Origin of the sequence: Bacillus aerius (genome assembly GCF_029894105.1) — a bacterium.
GTDB lineage: Bacteria > Bacillota > Bacilli > Bacillales > Bacillaceae > Bacillus > Bacillus altitudinis.
Genome location: NZ_JARYHO010000001.1, coordinates 218,402 through 236,424, shown reverse-complemented (window position 1 = coordinate 236,424; position 18,023 = coordinate 218,402). Strand labels below are relative to the sequence as shown.

Annotated in this window: 17 protein-coding genes; 2 read left to right on the top strand and 15 right to left on the bottom strand. The window is 42.5% G+C overall.

Going from position 1 to position 18,023, the window contains the following annotated elements:
- Nucleotides 1–30 precede the first annotated feature (30 nt).
- The 13 genes from M2353_RS01295 to M2353_RS01235 all read right to left on the bottom strand — a co-directional run bounded on the left by M2353_RS01295 (nucleotide 31) and on the right by M2353_RS01235 (nucleotide 13,482).
- Nucleotides 31–912: a glycine betaine ABC transporter substrate-binding protein gene (locus M2353_RS01295; protein ID WP_024718998.1), complete on the bottom strand. Its 882-nt coding sequence runs from the start codon at nucleotides 910–912 to the stop codon at nucleotides 31–33.
- A complete protein-coding gene (gene opuAB / locus M2353_RS01290; protein ID WP_024718999.1) occupies nucleotides 912–1,757 on the bottom strand; it encodes a glycine/proline betaine ABC transporter permease subunit OpuAB in 846 nt (281 codons plus the stop codon). Before opuAB ends, M2353_RS01295 begins: the two co-directional genes overlap by 1 nt.
- A gap of 10 nt (nucleotides 1,758–1,767) precedes the next feature.
- On the bottom strand, nucleotides 1,768–3,036 hold the full coding sequence (gene opuAA, locus M2353_RS01285) for a glycine/proline betaine ABC transporter ATP-binding protein OpuAA (RefSeq protein ID WP_045034621.1): 1,269 nt from the start codon (nucleotides 3,034–3,036) through the stop codon (nucleotides 1,768–1,770).
- A gap of 400 nt (nucleotides 3,037–3,436) precedes the next feature.
- Nucleotides 3,437–4,531, bottom strand: coding sequence for a toxic anion resistance protein (locus tag M2353_RS01280; protein ID WP_024719000.1), 1,095 nt, complete (start codon nucleotides 4,529–4,531; stop codon nucleotides 3,437–3,439).
- A gap of 14 nt (nucleotides 4,532–4,545) precedes the next feature.
- Nucleotides 4,546–6,162, bottom strand: coding sequence for a YceG family protein (locus M2353_RS01275; protein WP_096880960.1), 1,617 nt, complete (start codon nucleotides 6,160–6,162; stop codon nucleotides 4,546–4,548).
- A gap of 70 nt (nucleotides 6,163–6,232) precedes the next feature.
- Nucleotides 6,233–7,048, bottom strand: a complete 816-nt coding sequence (locus M2353_RS01270; RefSeq protein WP_284724782.1) for an HAD family hydrolase — start codon at nucleotides 7,046–7,048, stop codon at nucleotides 6,233–6,235.
- Nucleotides 7,045–8,154, bottom strand: a complete 1,110-nt coding sequence (locus M2353_RS01265; protein WP_284724781.1) for a cysteine protease StiP family protein — start codon at nucleotides 8,152–8,154, stop codon at nucleotides 7,045–7,047. Before M2353_RS01265 ends, M2353_RS01270 begins: the two co-directional genes overlap by 4 nt.
- Complete coding sequence (locus M2353_RS01260) at nucleotides 8,147–9,478, bottom strand: phosphoribosyltransferase family protein (RefSeq protein WP_284725977.1); 1,332 nt, start codon at nucleotides 9,476–9,478, stop codon at nucleotides 8,147–8,149. Before M2353_RS01260 ends, M2353_RS01265 begins: the two co-directional genes overlap by 8 nt.
- The gene (locus tag M2353_RS01255; RefSeq protein WP_284724780.1) at nucleotides 9,462–10,655 is read right to left on the bottom strand and encodes an HpcH/HpaI aldolase/citrate lyase family protein; all 1,194 of its coding nucleotides are present in this window, start codon (nucleotides 10,653–10,655) and stop codon (nucleotides 9,462–9,464) included. The genes M2353_RS01260 and M2353_RS01255 overlap by 17 nt, the downstream gene beginning before the upstream one ends.
- Nucleotides 10,656–10,737: 82 nt before the next feature.
- Complete coding sequence (locus tag M2353_RS01250) at nucleotides 10,738–11,517, bottom strand: TerC family protein (protein WP_008342130.1); 780 nt, start codon at nucleotides 11,515–11,517, stop codon at nucleotides 10,738–10,740.
- A 140-nt stretch (nucleotides 11,518–11,657) separates the two neighbouring features.
- On the bottom strand, nucleotides 11,658–12,236 hold the full coding sequence (locus M2353_RS01245; RefSeq protein ID WP_284724779.1) for a TerD family protein: 579 nt from the start codon (nucleotides 12,234–12,236) through the stop codon (nucleotides 11,658–11,660).
- 41 nt (nucleotides 12,237–12,277) lie between these two features.
- The gene (locus tag M2353_RS01240) at nucleotides 12,278–12,859 is read right to left on the bottom strand and encodes a TerD family protein (RefSeq protein WP_008342133.1); all 582 of its coding nucleotides are present in this window, start codon (nucleotides 12,857–12,859) and stop codon (nucleotides 12,278–12,280) included.
- 20 nt (nucleotides 12,860–12,879) lie between these two features.
- On the bottom strand, nucleotides 12,880–13,482 hold the full coding sequence (locus tag M2353_RS01235) for a TerD family protein (protein ID WP_017358594.1): 603 nt from the start codon (nucleotides 13,480–13,482) through the stop codon (nucleotides 12,880–12,882).
- A gap of 417 nt (nucleotides 13,483–13,899) precedes the next feature.
- Here M2353_RS01235 and M2353_RS01230 point away from each other — a divergent pair, with 417 nt between their 5' ends.
- Together M2353_RS01230 and M2353_RS01225 are read left to right on the top strand one after the other, a co-directional pair.
- A complete protein-coding gene (locus M2353_RS01230; protein WP_284724778.1) occupies nucleotides 13,900–14,892 on the top strand; it encodes an LLM class flavin-dependent oxidoreductase in 993 nt (330 codons plus the stop codon).
- Between the two features lie 213 nt (nucleotides 14,893–15,105).
- Complete coding sequence (locus M2353_RS01225; RefSeq protein WP_017358596.1) at nucleotides 15,106–16,146, top strand: acyltransferase family protein; 1,041 nt, start codon at nucleotides 15,106–15,108, stop codon at nucleotides 16,144–16,146.
- Between the two features lie 19 nt (nucleotides 16,147–16,165).
- Here M2353_RS01225 and M2353_RS01220 read toward each other — a convergent pair whose 3' ends face one another.
- Both M2353_RS01220 and M2353_RS01215 read right to left on the bottom strand, forming a co-directional pair.
- On the bottom strand, nucleotides 16,166–16,948 hold the full coding sequence (locus tag M2353_RS01220; protein ID WP_178896798.1) for a glucose 1-dehydrogenase: 783 nt from the start codon (nucleotides 16,946–16,948) through the stop codon (nucleotides 16,166–16,168).
- A gap of 112 nt (nucleotides 16,949–17,060) precedes the next feature.
- Nucleotides 17,061–17,489, bottom strand: coding sequence for a cell wall hydrolase (locus tag M2353_RS01215; protein WP_008342138.1), 429 nt, complete (start codon nucleotides 17,487–17,489; stop codon nucleotides 17,061–17,063).
- Nucleotides 17,490–18,023: the final 534 nt, after the last annotated feature.

Sequence of the window (18,023 nt, the reverse complement as noted above, 5' to 3'; positions counted from 1 at the left end):
TCTATTATAAGGGAACTGTTATACAATTGGCTATTTTTTCAAATCTTCGATCGAGTTGACGTTTTTCATATAAGTCGGAACAACGAGACCCATGCGAAGACCCTTCATACTTGTACCGAGGTCATCATATTTTCCTTTAAACTTCGCTGCATACGTTTTATGCGTATTTGGAAGCCATGCAGATAATGATGCATCAGCACTTCCGGTTGCAATTGCTGTCCACATTGGGCCTGCTTCAACCTGAGTCAAGGTCACTTTAAAACCAAGCTCACGCAATACCTCTGCGGCCACATTGGTACTTGCAATCTCACTATCCCACGCAACGTAGGCAAGATTGATTTTGTCACCGTTTGACTTTTTCACGCCTTTTGTCCATTTCGCTACTTGATCTTTATGCTTTTTCACATATTTAACAGCAGCATCCGTTGGTTTGACGCCATCTTGAATATCAAGCATCACTTCGCCCATATCATCTTGAGACCATTTAAATTGACTGAGCATTTTGGCTGCTTCCGGTTGATCCTTCGCAAATCCTTTACGTGAAATGGTGTGAATTTCTTCTTCTTCACCATATGATTTTTTCGGATCATCTAAATATTTTAAATCGTAGCGGGAAAACATCCAGTGAGGATTCCAGCCAGTGATGATAATCGGTTTTTTACGGTCATACGATTTCTTCAATGTCGCTGTCATCGCTGCACTTGAGGCAGACACAACCGTCCAATCCTCTAAACCGTAGTCCTTTTTCGCTTGATCCGTCAGCGCCATAATACCTGAACCCGGATCAATACCGATAATGGTTTTATTCACTTGCTGTGCTGCACTCGCATTTGAGTCCGACTTTGCACCACAAGCAGCTAGTAAAAAGACAAGCAGGGCGGTCATCCCAATGTAGAGAGACTTTTTCCACATTAAGCATTCCCCCTGGTTTTTTTCGTTTTAATGTTTTGTGTAATACGATCCAGTGTAATCGCCACGATAACAATGGCAATACCTGCTTCAAAACCAATCCCTGTTTTCAGCTGTGTTACCGCACTATATACTTCCGAACCAAGTCCTGGTGCACCAACCATTGCCGCAATGACGACCATGGATAGAGCAAGCATAATACTTTGGTTAATCCCAGCTAAGATGGTTTTTGTAGCAAGTGGAAGCTGAACTTTGAACAAACGCTGGAATGTCGTTGAACCAAAAGCTTCTGTTGCTTCAATTAAATCAGATGGTACTTGTTTAATACCGAGAATGGTCATACGAATCGTTGGCGGCATAGAGAAAATAACCGATGCCACAACGCCAGGTACTACTCCGATGTTAAAGAAGAAGATTGCTGGTAAAAGATAAACGAATGCAGGCATTGTCTGCATTAAGTCTAAAATAGGTGTGACAATTTTACGCACCGTTTCCTTCTGTGATGCCCAAATACCGATCGGAACCCCGATCACGATAGAAATGACCACAGCTGTCAGAACGAGCGCAAGTGTTTGCAGCATTGGCTGCCAGTAGCCTAAATAGTCAATCAGTAAGAATCCAATAAGTGTGAAAAGAGCAACTCCTCTTGTACTGATCCACCAAGCAATTCCGGCAAAGATAAGCGTTAAGATAATGGATGGAATGACGCCAAGTGCAGCCACAATTCCATTTACTGTTCCAGCTAATCCATTTGTGATGCCATCAAAGAAACCACCAAAGGTTAATGTTAACCAGTCAACAAATTGATCGATATAATCCGCGAACGGAATTCTAGGTAAATCACTCATACTAAACATCTTATTCTACCTCCTGTGCAGAAGGCTCTTGTGCTTTAATTTCCTCTAGCTTGTTAGAAGACATGTTGATATATTCATCATTTCCTGATAATGCACCAATCAATGCACCTCTGACCACAATACCCTTCATTCTGTTTTTCTCATCTACAACGGCAATTGGAATATTTGCCGCATCAGATACTGCATCAAAGATCTCTGTTAAATACGTTGATTCCAATACTGTCGTAAATTCTTTATCAAGAACAGTTTCTAGCGACGCACCCGTTTCTGCCGCTTTTTTCGCTGCTTGTGCAGAAATAACACCTAATAAATGCTTTTTCTTATCTACTGCATAGATAGACGAAATACCAAGGTTCTTCATGAGCGTGAGCGCAACACGTGCCCCTTTATCAATCTGAACTGTTTCTGCACGTTTCATAATATGACCAGCGGTTAATACTTTAGAAAGGTCTACATCTTCAACGAAACGTTCAACATACTCGTTCGATGGGTTCATCAGAATTTCTTCTGGTGTTCCGATTTGAACGATATTCCCGTCTTTCATGAGGACAATGCGGTCGCCAATACGAAGCGCTTCATCTAAATCATGCGTGATGAAAATAATTGTTTTTCCTACAGACGTATGAAGCTCAAGCAATTCATCCTGCATGTCTTTACGAATTAATGGATCTAGTGCGCTGAATGCTTCATCCATTAACAAAATATCAGGGTCATTAGCTAGTGCACGTGCCAATCCAACACGCTGCTGCATACCGCCACTTAATTGATTTGGGTACTGCTCTTCAAAACCTTCAAGTCCAACAAGCTTTAAAGATTCAAGCGCTTTAGAGCGGCGCTGTTCTTTCTCTACACCTTGCAATTCAAGCCCGTATTCTGTATTCTCCAGAATGGTACGATGCGGGAACAATGCGAAGTTTTGGAAGACCATGCTGATCTTTTTCCGTCTGACTTCACGCAATTGATCCTTTGACATATTTGTTATCATATCCCCATCAATATAAATTTCGCCGGAGGTTGGTTCGATTAACCTATTCAGCAGCCGCACAAGTGTGGACTTTCCGCTCCCTGATAGCCCCATGATGACAAATATCTCACCGTCATACACATCAAAATTTGCTCGATTGACACCAACTGTTGCGCCGGTCTCTTTTAGGATTTCTCTCTTTGTCTTCCCTTTTTCAAGCATTTGAGATGCTTTTTTAGCATTTTTACCGAAAATTTTAGATACATTATTTATCTTGATTTTGATCTTTCTCTCTTCAGAATTCATTTTTTCCCTCCAAATTAGCATCTTTATAACCGTAACATAAGCGTTATGATGCGAACAATCTTTAGAATTCGCTTATTTCCGTACAATATGTATGAATTCCATATAGAGGTCTGGTGATTACAGTTTATACGCCGTATTACTCGTAAATCCTATAGAATGCTTCATAAACTACATATTTTACGGGGTATTTTCTCTCGCCAGACAATATTTTACTGGAAATTCCTTATTGTGCTAAAAAATAAGTCGAATCCTTGTGGTAACGGGCTTTTTCTTTCATGGGTGAACCATGCCCCTGAACAGGATTTACCCGAAAAAGGTCACATAAAAACCTTTTTTCTCAAATTTTAATCAAATTCATGAAAAAACTGCCTGCAACTTTCGTTACAGACAGCCTGTTTTTTTAGGACTCTAGGGCAGCTCTCTTAATATTATCTTGAAGTTCAAGCATACGTTTTGTTCCGTCCTCACGTAATCGTTTGTTTTCTTCTTCAATCTGCTTCGTCTCTTTCATCCCTTGTACAATCGTATTAAAGGATGATTCGATCGTTTCAATGTCGATGCTTGGACGACCTGATAATTTAGCAATCTCAACACTTTGACTTGAGATATTTTCAGCATTTCGTTTCAGCATTTCATTCGTTCTTCTATCCAGCTCACTCATGGAATCAGCCACAAGCTTTTGTCTCTTCGCTGTTACCGCTTGAATGATTCCATTTTTGAAAATTGGAATCGTAATGATGAAGGCAGAGTTAATTTTCCCGATTAATTTCGTATTACCACGCTGCAGCAAACGGATTTGTGGTGCCGTTTGAAGTGCCACCATCCGTGCCATATCAAGATCATATACACGCTCTTCAAGCGCTTGAATCCCATTACGAAGCGTATCTAGCTCCATTTGTGCCAGCTGGTTTCCCCCCGCCGCTTTTTCTTCATAAGAAGGAACCAATTGTTTTAATTCTTCGATCTTCATTTGCCCTGCGACGACATACTTTTCAAGCTCCATATAGTATTGAATGTTATGCTCATACATTTCTTCAAGCGTAACCGTCGATTTGGTCATTTCATCTTTGTATTTACTGATTTCCACATTGATTTTTTCAATTTCTGCACCGAGCGTTTGATATTTGCTGAAAATCTTCTCGATCATGCTGCCACCGCGTTTAAAGATTTTTGATAACAAACCGCCCTTAGGCTCGTCAAAATCATTTTTATCAAAACGATCCATAATCTTTCCAAGCTGTGTAAGCATCGTTCCTGAGTCTGTGACACTTGTTGAACGCATCATAGAGAGGATACGGTCAGAAAACTTAGAGATTTCGACAGCCGGCTGTTTTCCGTATTCAAGCAGTTCAAGCTGATTTTTGGCATCAATCTGTCTCGCAATGTTTTGGACTTCTGGTTCATTGCGCAGCTGAACGCGAATATCGTCTGCCTTTTCAATCGTGATTTCCTCTTTATCAATTGAAATGATGTCATTTCCGTTTGTATTTGTCATAAGCTTTGATCTCCTTATCGGTTTTTAATGGATTGAAATAACTTTCTCACAATGGACGGCTCTTTAAACTCTTGGTTCATGACCATTTCATCAAGCCAATGTGTATCAAATAATTGATCGTCTATATACCGCTCTATACACTGATAGCCGGCGGGATGATAGACGAAGAGATCCACACCCATTTCATTTAGGAAAATCAGGGCAGCCGCATCAGAACGAGTCAGCTCACCATTATATTCCGTATGGTATAAAATCACTTTCGGTACAGTCTGGGCATAATCAAAGGTTTGAATGAGTTCAATTACATCTTGGTTCATATGCAAAAGCTGCTTGAATAAATAAATACGCACATCTAATTCGGTCTCATGACCTTCTTTTAACAGCTTCGGATGCTGACAAATTCGAGAAATGGCCTCTGCGATCGCACGCTGCGTGCCCTCATACAAATGCGAGAACTGCCACACATTGCTTTTCATTAACAAATCAGGGTCAACCTCTCCTGCTTTAGAAAGTGCATGCTGATAATGAAATTGATAATTCGAAGACACTTCTTGTGTGAAAGGGAAATGACGGATCGTTTTCGTTTCTTTCCCCTCCATTAGCGTGTGGATACGGTCCCAATATTCTCGCTTGTCTCTCGTCACCCCCATCATCTTCGCAAAAAGATTCGGAATCTGTATGGTGTCACGGTCTGCTTTGAAATTCGGGCGGATAAACGACCGTTCCTTTGCAATTAAAAACAGCTCATCATACGTTGTCTTTAGCGTAATAGAATGAGGGGTATGATCTCTGAATTGCCATGGCTTATACAGCATGGAATCTTCTGTGTGAAGTACCTCTTCAAGCTCTCTTGTCGAACGGTACGCCACTGTTGATTTCCTCTCAGGCTTTTCAGTAGGGAACGGTTCAAGCTTTGACGTCCCTGGATACTGATCAATAAAAGTCAGCTTTTCTTCTGGATCTAATTCACGAAATTGATCCTTGCCTTCTGGATGAAACAGCACCACATCACAGCCAATCAGCATGACATAGTAAAGAAAATAAAGCTGACTTTTATTCGCCTCTCCATACCAAATGACAGCTGGCATTTTTTCTTCCATATTGCCTTCCTTCAGCCATGGTCCTAGATGATTATTTGAAAACTTCACCACATCTAGCAACACACGGCGAAAATCAGGATGCTGGAATCCCCCTTCATGCAACTGCTTGAAATGTTCAAACACCTGGATTAACGAAAGGCGAATATGCCGGTTCATCACTGGGTTTGGATGACGGACAATGAGCTGTTCACCGTCTAAGAAAGCCACAAATCGATTCACGGACAATCCCTTTTCTTCCTGATTGATCATATGAATCCGCTGGAGCGCTTGAAAGTGCTCCGGCTCAATATGCCGGTTGAGGGTTTCACTTAAAATATGCATGCCGTCAGTTTCGTATAATTCATGTAAATAAATAAAATAATCGGTTGCATCATGCGGAGTTCCAAGGACACGGGCGGCGAGACGCGGCAAGGATAAGGTGTGCTCGTCCTTGACGTAGCCGTCTCGTTCAGGGAGCGGCTTTTTCAGCAGGTTTTTCCAGGCTTCCTGTTTCGCCCGTGTCTGGGTTACGTTGATTTCTTTATAGCTCACGCCGCTCCTTCCTTTCTCCTATATTTTCTCGAAAGCTACTACTATCATATCATTCAGCCTTCTACTTCTGCTATCGAATCGAAGGCTTTTTTGCTGTGTTCATCCTCTTTGCGACAGAAGCGGCGATTTCGTCTGCCGCCGCCATGCCAGAGGCTGTCGTCGGTTCAAGCGATAGATCAACATCTAAGACTTCCCCATGACTCGGAGCGAAGCCTTTATCCGCTTGACGTATGAGATCAGCATCTAACAAGGAGTCGCCCGCACCATATACATATTCAAGGTGTAGCCTTTCTTTTAGAAAAGCAACAGCAGCCCACTTATTGAGCGGCTTTGGAATAAAATACAGCTTTCGGCCCTGAAGAGAAACCTGCCAGCCTCTCTCCTCACCCCACATCCTTAATTCAGCGAGCGGAATATGAGAAAGAAACTCGTCTTTCATAATTAAATAAAGAAATCTTCCCTCAGCTGTTCGAGTACGTTTCACCCAAGCGGCAACCGGAAGTTCAGAGATCGCCCGCAGCATATCTCTCACCGGCATACACTCTTGCAGTCTCTCATCTACAATCGCCTGCCACTCCTCAAGCGGCTTACCGTGATGAAGGATACAGCCGCCGTTTGTCGTGACGGCATACTCTGGTTTGATCTCTTGCTGAAAGAGAGTGATTCGTTCAAATTGTGCTGTCGTTCTTGTCGTCACTGGGATAAACCAGCCTGCTTGATGAATTGCCTGTAAGGATGCTTTCGTTTCAATCGACATGTAGGAAAGCGGCCGGTCGTCCAGCACCTCAATTAATTCGTATGCTCCCTTGTATGCATACTGCTCAAGCATTCGATGTGAGTATATCAGTGTCCGGTCTAAATCACTGGCAAATGCGATATTCTTCATGACGATTGCTCCAACGGGCGGATGAGCCCGCAGCATGTGTAGGACATGTTGGCATATTCAATGACGGGCACGCCTCTGTCCTCTGCGAGTAGTAAAATGTGCTTGAGCTTCTCCCGAGATCCAGGCTGAATGAGTATTTTCCAAGGGACTCTTCTGAGCAGCACACGGGTCGTCTCACCGACGCCCGGCTTAATCAAATGTGTATTGTCTATTTTGAACTCCTGACCAATTGCTTCAATGGATGTCATCCCCCGCCAGTCAGGAGGCGTTCCTTGTGCGAGCAGGGTCTCTGCTTTCTCTTGTACATTTGCATTAAGTTCAGAAAATGCTTCTTCAATTGTATTCACGTACAGATTAGAGACATCCTCATCAATGAGCTCTTCATAATACTTGGCCCCATGGAAATCATCGGCATGGATCCAGCGGTTGTTTAGCACCGTTCGACTAACTAGACCAGAGACCGTTGAATTCAAGCAGGCACTTGGAATGAGGAAATCCTCTCTCGTTCCGTAAACACTCGTACAATAACCAGGATCAGCAAGCACAGCTAGCTCACTCGAAAGACGAATTCCATATTTCTGTTCAAAATCAAGCACCGCTTTTTGAAGCTCTTTGGAAATAGCACCCTTTCCGGTCCAGCCGTCAATAAAGGCAATCTCAAAACCTGGATGTTCTTTGAGGATATAATGTAGCGCATTTTCATCTATTCCACGGTCACGAATAATAGAGATGCTATAATGCGTCAAATCGAGACCATACGTCTTTCTGATATACCGTTTAATGAGTACCCCGATTGGTGTCCCAGCCCGTGCCAAGCTGCACAGAACGGTTTGAAAGCCTCGCTTTTTCACAATTTGTTCTGCGACAACCGCTACGGCTTCCGCTACCTTTTGCTTACTTTCTTCAAGAGATTGATAGAATAAGTCCATATAAGATGCCGTCGGCTTATATTCAATTGGCAGCATTTCTGAGTAATGGGCACCACTTTGAATAGAGCGCTCCCGCTCTTCTGTACTTTTCTCCATCTCAATCGACGATAAATCCTTGAGTAAGAAGGTTACGTCCTGCTCTGGATAGCTTCCCATCTTTGTATACACGTTAGCCATTCACCTTCACCTCATCTGATAAAGTCACAATATGCACATGCTTCACATGCCGCTCAGCAAATAAGTGGATCAGCGGCATCAAAGCTTCTTGAGACACCTTTTTCTCAAAAAACAAAAAGACATCATCGTACTGATCTTTAGGGATATTGTACACGTAGTGCTGAATGCGGGCATCCTCTGGACTCAAAAATGCGAATCCGTTTTGAACAGCGTACCCTTCCTTTTCAACCGGATGAATCGGACTTCTTGTCGTCGAATGAAAAAGGACACCTTCGCCCATATGAGCTGCAAGTCTCATCGGCACATACATCAATTCTCCTGTTCCTAAGCAGAGTGTCTGTTTTCCTTTTCGTTCTCGCTGAAGCTTCAGCCCAGCCTCAGCAGTTGCTTGATCAATGGCGTCCGTGTCCGCTGCGTTTAAACCGAAACGACCTGTTTCATGGATATACGGCGAATGCCCCGCCGGATTGACTGCATGGGAAAGTGAATATGGCACTTGCTTAAAGAAGGATTGAAGAGAATGAAAAGAGAGTTCAGGTCTTTTCTCTTGCGTAGCAATTTCATACGAATAAGCAGGCTCATCCAGCGTTGTCCCCCGAAACATCATCTGCCCTTTTAATAAAGATAATGATGTGATATTTACACCTAGCTCCTCTTGAAGCTGAAGCATCGCTTCCTCGTGCTCCTCTGTTCTCCAATCTAAAATGGATAGAATCGTATAAGAGGATCTAGGGTGCTTTGCGTGCAGATCCCGAATGATGTTCATATTTGTCCGGCCTGTCGTGACCTCATCATCTACTAGCACAATCGGGCGATCCGTCCGAAGTAAGGCGTCGTCTGCGTAGCAAAGCTGATCTGTCGCATGAGAATGTTCCTCTTCAAATACGAGTGAAGGATCAAGATCCAACAACTGTTCACGTGTCGTATGAATATAAGATGCTCCTTCTATGACGTCATACACACCATGACCAAGCGCAGTTGCCGTTTCAGCAAAGCCGATCACAATCGGCTCGTTTACCGCCGAAAGCTTCTCTTTTTTGAGCGCAGCATAGGCTTCGGTTAACTTAACATGATCATTCGTTTTTAGTGCTTCTACTATATCGTCTTGATGCGGGGGCGTCTTGCCTGTTTGTTCTTTTGCATAAGCCATTGCCAAAAGACCTGAGACGAGGAGTGGTTTCAACGGGTGAACAGGCATATGTTTCCCGAGCACCTTACTAACAAATAAAAAGGCTCTCTTTTTGTTCACCCGTGCCGCCATGTCAAAAAGATGTTCTTTTTCAAGCTGAAGCGTACCCCCTTTGAGGTTAAGCTCCACCTCCATATGTTCCAAGATGTTCAGCGTATGCGGCTTCTGATTCTGTGAGTATGTCGATATAGCTTCTATTTTCATGAAACACCCCGTAAATGTCTGACTTCATTAAAATGTTTTCCGCCCAGCGATAGTGCGGCTTCGTTTCGTTCATTTTATTAGAGTAGGTACTCTTCATCACGCCGACTGTACCATCTGCATGCTCTAAAATACTTAATGCATCCATGTACTCTTCCTTTGTGACAACGTACATGCTTTGAACTGGCTTGAGATGCGTTGGATGGATGACTGTCTTGCCATGAATACCGTTTACCACATCCAGCCTTGTCTCTTTGAGCAGACCTTGCATATGATCGAGTTCAGATGAGGAAGACTCACCGCTCTTAGAAATTGCACGGATGAATGGATTTTGTTCTTTTCGTGCCGGTCCAAAATGCTCCCATACAGCTCCTGATATCACAAAAGAACGACCAAAATAATTGATGATATCTGTGATCAACTCAGCAATGACTCTGATCTCATAAATAGTGGTCTCACGATCACGGCGAATGCCGTATAATCCACACAGATCCGTTGCCCCAATGCGAATATTCAAAATATATTCCTCATCATTCAGCATGATCTGCTTTAATTCAGACAACACCTGATATCTCGTTTCTTTTTCTAATAAATCTGGTGTTTCTAAAATGGGCATTCCGTATAGTGTTTTCTGAGTTTGTGCTGAAGCCTGTTTCAAACTGTCCACATATTCCTTTGCATTGTGAACGGAGCACTTTGGAAACACAAAACCAGTCAGTAAATGAAGAGAGGGACCGAGCAAATCTGCCATTTTGAGCAGCTGTTTGGGCGAACGAACCCGAATAAATAAAAGCGGCAAATGCTCAGCCATTTCTGGAGAGTGATGAATTGTCTCAGAAAGGCAGGTCAATTGTGCCACTATATTCTGTTCAGCCATGTCCACTTCCTGATCACCAATGGCGTCCTCCAAGCAAAACACAACAGAGCAAAGCGCTTCATATTTCTGCGAAAGCAGCATGTCTGCTACATCCTGTCTTGTCGCAGGCATATACAAAGTAGCACCTAATGCATGCGCAAGTACATGCCTTGGCGTCAATGAATGAACTGCCGCCGGCCGCTTTAAAAAAATATCGTGCTGCCTCGTCTCTGATAAAAAACGAAAATATCGCATGCAGTGCCACCTCCTGTTGTAATGACTTGATGATTCAAAAAAGGATGGAGCCGCTAGTCAACTCCATTCCTTTTTGATCGTCCTATTCTTCTTTTGAAGCCGCAGCTTCGTTTGTTACACCTTGATGCTTCTTCTTATTGATTTTATGAACAATAAACGTTCCGATAAACGCTAGGATAATAATCGCAAAGAATGCAAGATGCGGGATTTCAATATGAGCAGCACTTAAGCCCATTTTGATGGCAATAATTCCAATGAGAATAAATGCCGTATTCTCAAGCTCTGGTATACGGTCGATAAGCACAAGGAATAATTGTGCCACTGTACGCATCATCAGAATTCCAAGCATTCCACCTAAAAGAAGAATCCATACTTCCTCAGATACAGCGAATGCAGCAAGAATACTATCTACCGAGAAGGCAAGGTCCATAATTTCTACAGAAATAACAGTTGCCCAGAAGACGCCAAATACGCGAATCATCCAGCCTTCTTTTTTCAATTCCTTCGCTTCGTCATCTCCGTCACCTAACCAGAAGTGCTTAATGACCAGCCAAGCTAAGTATGCAGCGCCTAGAACCTTGATCCACCAAAACTTAATAAGCAACATCCCTACGCCAATAAATAGAAAACGGAAGAAATAAGCGCCAATTAATCCGTAGGTTAATGCCTTTTTACGCTGCTTTTCAGGTAAATGTTTCACCATAACAGCTAATACAAGTGCGTTATCCGCTGACAACAAACCTTCAAGCACGACAAGGGTCCCGATAAGCCCCCAAGAGACAGGGTCTGTTAATACCTCTGCCCACATATGCCAATCAAAAAACGAGGCATACGTGTCCAACATATGTTTCAAAATGTCCAACTGGTTTTCCTCCTATAAGTGTAGAAGCATCAGCAGGCTTTCGCCTGCTGTTATTCTTGATCGCTGTTTCTTTCTCACTTTGGAAAATACCCTCATATGAGTCATTGGCAGCGCCTCTTGAATGAAGTTGTTTCTTCTCTTTACACTTCTAACCCATAATTTTGACAAAGAGCTGCAAGTCCGCCAGAGAATCCGCTTCCGATTGCGTTAAACTTCCAATCGCTGCCGTGTCTATATAGTTCGCATACGACGACAGCTGTTTCAATTGAGAAGTCCTCCCCTAAATCAAAACGAATCAATTCTTCCCCGCCCTCTTCATTTACAACACGAACAAATGCATTAGAGACTTGTCCAAAATTCTGGCTGCGTGCCTCTGCATCATGAATCGTAACTGTAATTCCGATACGATCAATGTTAGCAGGAATTTTCGAGAAATCAACGAGAATTTGCTCGTCATCTCCATCTCCTTCACCCGTACGGTTATCACCGGTATGAGTAACACTAACGCTTGGATGCTGCAGATTATTATAGAACACGAAGTCTGTGTCTTGCTGACAACGATTGTTTGCATCTACTAAGAAAGCCGAAGCGTCCAAATCAAATTCGGCTCCGCCTGAATATTTATTCGTATCCCAGCCAAGTCCGATCATCACTTTTGTCAGCCCTGGGTTGGTTTTCGTTAAATCGACACGGTGTCCTTTTGAAAGCTGAATCGCCATATTCGTATCTCTCCTATCTTCTGAAAATATGAAAACGGGCGTTACCCGATATCTAAGCCGAAGTCTGTTGCAATGCGGGCAAGTCCGCCTTGATAGCCTGATCCAACAGCTGAAAATTTCCACTCTCCGCCATGACGGTATAATTCACCTACAATAATCGCTGTTTCAATTGAAAAGTCTTCTGCCAAATCATAGCGAATGAGCTCTTCATTTGATGCCGCATTTAAAATACGGACGTAAGCGTTAGACACCTGTCCAAAGTTTTGGCTGCGTGCTTCTGCATCATGGATTGTAATGACGAAGGAGATTTTCTCAATACTTGCTGGTACAGTTGAAAGATCAACATTGACCTGCTCGTCATCTCCGTCTCCTTCACCTGTACGGTTATCGCCTGTATGTACGATGCTTCCGCCACCGCCAGTTGTTTGATTGTAGAAGACAAAGTCAGATGGAGAGTTTGCTTTCCCTGCTGCATCTAAAAGGAATACGCTTGCGTCTAGATCAAAGTCATGTCCGCCATCATACTTGTTTACATCCCAGCCAAGACCTACGACTACTTTTGTTAAACCTGGATTCGTTTTTGTTAAATCAATTTTTTGACCTTTCGCTAAAGAAATTCCCACTAGGAACCTCTCCCTTCTAATTAAATGTAGTTTCTCGTAATATCGGCAAGCTTCGCATCGTTTGTACCATTTCCTACAGCTGCAAACTTCCACTCATTCTCGTGGCGATAAAGCTCTCCAACGATTAATGATGTTTTACCTGCATATTCATCTTTCAAATTATATTTCACTAATTCTTGATTGTTTGAACGGTCAACAATTCGGATGTAAGCATTTTGAATCATACCAAAGTGTTGGTTTCTTCTAAGTGCATCATAAATGTTCACAACGAACACCAATTTATTCACATTGCCTGGTACCTTGCTTAAGTTGACGAGGACTTGTTCATCATCTCCGTCTCCTTCACCTGTCAGGTTGTCACCTGTATGCTCAACACTGCCGCATTTGCTTTTCAAGTTACCAAAGTAAATCAAATCTTTATTTTCAACAAACTTATCATTTTTCAGCATCAGCACTGAAGCGTCACAATCAATATCAGCGCCGCCTCCGCCGCCAAACAGCTTTCCAAGAAAACCGCCGCCTTGTGACACAGGGTCCCAGCCAAGTCCAACTAGAATATTGGTTAGTCCTGCTTTTCCTTTTGTTAAATCAATACGTTGACCTTTTTCTAATGTAATCGCCAAATCAATCACTCCTCCAGCATAATAAAAATCTATTTATTAAGCGATGGACCCTATTAAAATCATCATACATGAAAATTCGACAAAATTCATGAAATGACATTGGAGCCTCTTACTCTTTTTTCTATTTACTAGTATATACGATCTATGTATAAAAGAGGTTTCAATATGATGATATTTTTTTAAAGAAAGATCCATGACAAAAATGATTCATGTCGTAAAAGAAGTGTTTCATGTGAAACATTGTCGAATGTTCCCGTTACACAGCCTCTCGCTTAAAAACAGGGCGCGCATCCACTTCATATGTTGATATAGAAAATTCATGTACATAGCTGTGATAAACCCTTTCATTTCCTTCCGTTCATGACTTTCTTTATACTTATGGATAGAATTCAACGTATTGATGAAAGGGTGTTGATGATGCCATCACTTCATATATTAGATCAAGTCGCCATCCCTAAAGGCCAGTCCGCACAAGAAACATTGGTTCATACGACAGAGCTGGCCAAGCTTGCGGAAACACTGGGGTATGAGCGATATTGGTTTGCTGAACACCACAGCACGAGAGGACTCGCGAGTACAGCGCCTGAAATATTAATGGCACATATTGCTTCACACACATCGACTTTGCGCACAGGCTCTGGGGGTATTTTACTCCCGCAGTACAGCCCTTTTAAAGTAGCAGAAGTCACCCGCCAGCTTGAAGCCCTTTACCCTGGGCGGATTGAGATCGGGGTTGGTAAATCCCCAGGCGGAATTGAAAGGACGAGACTCGCTTTGACAGACGGCGTCAAGAAAGAACTGTCTCAATTTGACCGCCAACTGGAGGACCTTCTTTTTTACTTATCTGACAGCCTGCCTTCTGGTCATCGGCATGCAGGAGTGAAAGCGGCTCCGCTCGTTGATTCTTATCCGCCAGTCTGGTTGCTTGGACTCGGGGAAAACAGTGCCATCCAGGCGGCATCACTTGGAATCAACTATATTTTCGGACATTTTATTCATCCTGCACGAGGCCGGCAAGCTTTTGAAGCGTATCGGTCACACTTTTCTCCATCCGTTTTCTCACGTCAGCCTCAGTCTATGTTTGCTGTCTTTGTGATCTGCGCAGACACAGGCGAGGAAGCAAGCCGCATTGCCACCAGTACAGATTTATGGCTACTTCGGGTTGAAAAAGGGCTGGACAGTCGCGTTCCTTCTATAGAAGAAGCAGAGAACTATCATTACACTGAGCAAGAAAAGAAAAAAGTGTTACAAAACCGCCAGCGAATGATTGTTGGCTCAAAGCAAACAGTGAAAGAACAGCTACAAATCTTAATGGACCGCTATCAAACGGACGAGATCATGATATTAAACAATTCATTTGATCCAATGGAAAAACAGCGTTCCTTTGAACGAATCGCAGAACTATTTTGAAGCCAATCTTTCATTGGCTTCTTTTTTTACATTGTCATAAAAAATGGGAAATGTAACATCGAGATGTCAAAAAGCTTCCTTCTGTCATCTGATCGCAAATGTGTCTTCTAATCGTTAGCGAACTGTAAACGCATGGTAGGTGTACCTTTTATATAGTAGAGGTACATATGAAGTAACGGTTTACAATGCTGAGAAGGAAGGAGATGACTGGCCTTGAATAAGCGACTCGACTGGGTGGATGCGGCTAAAGGAATCGGCATTCTGCTCGTCGTTATGGCACATGTACCCATTCCTGATTCATTCAAGCAATTTATATACTCTTTTCATATGCCACTCTTCTTTTTACTATCAGGTATGATGTTTCGATCATCCTCACAACCTGCTATGTCATTTATACAGAAAAAAGCGAAAAGCTTGCTCTTACCTTATCTCTATTTCTCCATTATTACGTACGTTTTCTGGTTCACGGTGACCCGATTTTTCGCCTTTAAGGGGCAAACAGATATTGATCCCTTCGTTCCTTTTACAGGAATTTTCATTTCAAATGCCGATGAAGCAAGACTGACGCATAACCCAGCCATCTGGTTTTTAACGACGCTCTTTTTAGTGGAAATGTTGTTTTTCTTGATGCATCGTCTGACAAAAGGAAAACCAGCTGTATTGATTTTACTGACCGTCCTTTGCGGCGGAGCCGGATATGCTTCCACGCTATTGTTAAACCAGAGTCTCCCTTGGAATGCCAACGTTGCGTTAACGGCTGTTGTGTTTTATTCAATCGGATTTTTAGCAAAACAATGGTTTGTGGAATTAAAAACAGATCCTACCCTTCTGTTATGTACAGGTCTGCTTGTACTGACTGCATATATGCAAAGCTTTAATTCACGAATTGATATGCGGGTCAATGACTATGGGGATCTATTCATTTTTTATGCTTGTGCACTGCTCGGTTCAGCTGCTGTTATTTATTTAAGCTTCAAATTGAAAACGTCCACGATATTGACGTATCTCGGACGTCATTCCATTGTGATTCTCGTCCTGCAATTTGCCGGTATCGATATCATGAAGGCATTTGTTTATTACGGACTAGGCATCAATATCTCTGATACAGCGCAGCTTTCTTGGACGCTCTTTTATACGATCGGTACATTGCTGCTCATGGTGCCATGTATCTCTTTCTTGAGCAAGTATCCTATGCTGCTCGGCAAACCAGCAAAGTCAGCACACCGCTACAAAGAAAAAACATCCGCCGGTTAATGGGGCGGATGTTTTTCTATTATTCATCATTTAATTGAGAAGGATAAAGCGTCATTCCTCCATCAACAAATAATGTAGTACCTGTAATATAGGCAGCTTCTTTCGATACGAGAAATGCAGCGGCGGACCCAATCTCCTTTGGCTCGCCAAACGTTCTCATTGGAATTTTCTCAAGCTGCTTTTGTTTTTTCTGTTCATCTTGAAGGTCGTCATTTGATTCCGTTGCCATCGTACCTGGTGCAATCGCATTGACCCGAATACCCGCTTCGGCATAATCAAGAGCCAGCGTCTTCGTCATCATATTCATTCCTCCTTTAGAAGTAGAGTAATGAACATTGAACGGACGCGGGATCTCTTGATGGACACTGGATATATTCAAGATTGATCCTTTCACATCATGCTCCATCATATAGGCGATTGCTGCCTTTGCTCCTAAAAATGAGCCTGTGATATTCACATCAATGACCTTTTGCCATTGTTCCAACGTCATTTCATGCGGCATTGCTTCTTCACCATTAAATCCCGAATTATTGACGAACACGTCTAGTGCGTTAAAATTCTCCAGCGCGGCATCCATTAACGCCTGAATCCCTTCCTCTTTGGAGACATCTGCGTGTACTTTCACCGCTTGACCTCCTTGCTGTTGAATGGCTTGTACTGTTTCTTCAGCACCCTCTTCATCACCTTTATAATTCACAACCACGTTCATTTGTTCTTGTCCAAACCTCAAGGCGATGGCTTGTCCAATCCCTTTAGAAGAACCTGTCACAATGGCTGTTTTCCCTTTTAAATCTTGATACATCTTCATTTCCTCCAATCACGTGCTTCATCTTGTTGATACACAATGGTTACCCATTTTGAAAAAAAGAAAAACACAATCCTCTTGAATACAAAGGATTGTGCTGTTCATCAAGCTAAAAGGTGTTATAAACATTCTCGCAAGTTTCAGCTGTGGGCTGGTAAAAGCAATGTGACTTATACCTTGCCACAAACGGCTGATTGTACCAAGTGGATGGACAATTTCCAGGCGGTTTGAAATACCAAAGACTGAATTTCGCAGGCCAAAATCGTTCACCATTAATGTTCCTCCGTGCAAGTGTCTTTTCACTTTCTCGTGCTCGCTGATAAAAATAGCCATGCGTGACTGCCTCAAACGCATGCTCCTGATAAATCATTTGTGGAATCGTACGCAGCCCTTTAAAGTCAGAACAGTTGGCACGCAAACGATTGATGCCTACATTTCCTACAAGCAGCATCCCTTGTTTCCCTTCACCTTCCGCTTCGGCTCTCAGCAGTCTGGCCATTAAATCAATATCAGAGCTTGTCGCTCTTACCACTGCCATACATCCACCTCCCATTCATTTCTCTTTTATTTTATGTAGGGTTTCTGTGTAGATGACTGCCATTTTGAAGGGAAAAGACACATTCCGTGTCGAGAGCCTGTCTAAATACCTCAACATTTCGCTGGACAAGTGTCTCTGTGTCAACAACACACAAACCTAGTGATCATACACATCACAGGAAAAAATATTCATTACTAACGACTCATTTACAAGTCATAAAAATCCTTCTATTTGCTACATCTTCTTCAAAAACAGTCATTTGAACCTATTCAATAATCCGACTCAAAACCTTAAAATATAAAATGTTGAGTTTTTACAGGAGATTTCAAACAATAAAATACACATTTCTCCTCTCAACATAGTGTCATTTTTACTACTTGAAGTGGATGAACCTTTCGAACGCACTGAGGTATTGACAGTACTTTCGCTTCATTCTACAGTAAAAAACATACAGTATTTTCTTTTTGTGCAAAAAGAACGATATGAACTAAAGCTTTCCAATGAAATTCACCATAAAACCCGAGGAGGAAAACA

What these genes read in the sequence shown, in the direction of transcription:
- M2353_RS01295 (WP_024718998.1), bottom strand. Translation starts at nt 912, where the DNA reads ATGTGGAAAAAGTCTCTCTACATTGGGATGACCGCCCTGCTTGTCTTT.
- opuAB (WP_024718999.1), bottom strand. Translation starts at nt 1,757, where the DNA reads ATGAGTGATTTACCTAGAATTCCGTTCGCGGATTATATCGATCAATTT.
- opuAA (WP_045034621.1), bottom strand. Translation starts at nt 3,036, where the DNA reads ATGAATTCTGAAGAGAGAAAGATCAAAATCAAGATAAATAATGTATCT.
- M2353_RS01280 (WP_024719000.1), bottom strand. Translation starts at nt 4,531, where the DNA reads ATGACAAATACAAACGGAAATGACATCATTTCAATTGATAAAGAGGAA.
- M2353_RS01270 (WP_284724782.1), bottom strand. Translation starts at nt 7,048, where the DNA reads ATGAAGAATATCGCATTTGCCAGTGATTTAGACCGGACACTGATATAC.
- M2353_RS01265 (WP_284724781.1), bottom strand. Translation starts at nt 8,154, where the DNA reads ATGGCTAACGTGTATACAAAGATGGGAAGCTATCCAGAGCAGGACGTA.
- M2353_RS01260 (WP_284725977.1), bottom strand. Translation starts at nt 9,478, where the DNA reads ATGGAGGTGGAGCTTAACCTCAAAGGGGGTACGCTTCAGCTTGAAAAA.
- M2353_RS01255 (WP_284724780.1), bottom strand. Translation starts at nt 10,655, where the DNA reads ATGCGATATTTTCGTTTTTTATCAGAGACGAGGCAGCACGATATTTTT.
- M2353_RS01245 (WP_284724779.1), bottom strand. Translation starts at nt 12,236, where the DNA reads ATGGCGATTCAGCTTTCAAAAGGACACCGTGTCGATTTAACGAAAACC.
- M2353_RS01230 (WP_284724778.1), top strand. Translation starts at nt 13,900, where the DNA reads ATGCCATCACTTCATATATTAGATCAAGTCGCCATCCCTAAAGGCCAG.
- M2353_RS01220 (WP_178896798.1), bottom strand. Translation starts at nt 16,948, where the DNA reads ATGTATCAAGATTTAAAAGGGAAAACAGCCATTGTGACAGGTTCTTCT.
- M2353_RS01215 (WP_008342138.1), bottom strand. Translation starts at nt 17,489, where the DNA reads ATGGCAGTGGTAAGAGCGACAAGCTCTGATATTGATTTAATGGCCAGA.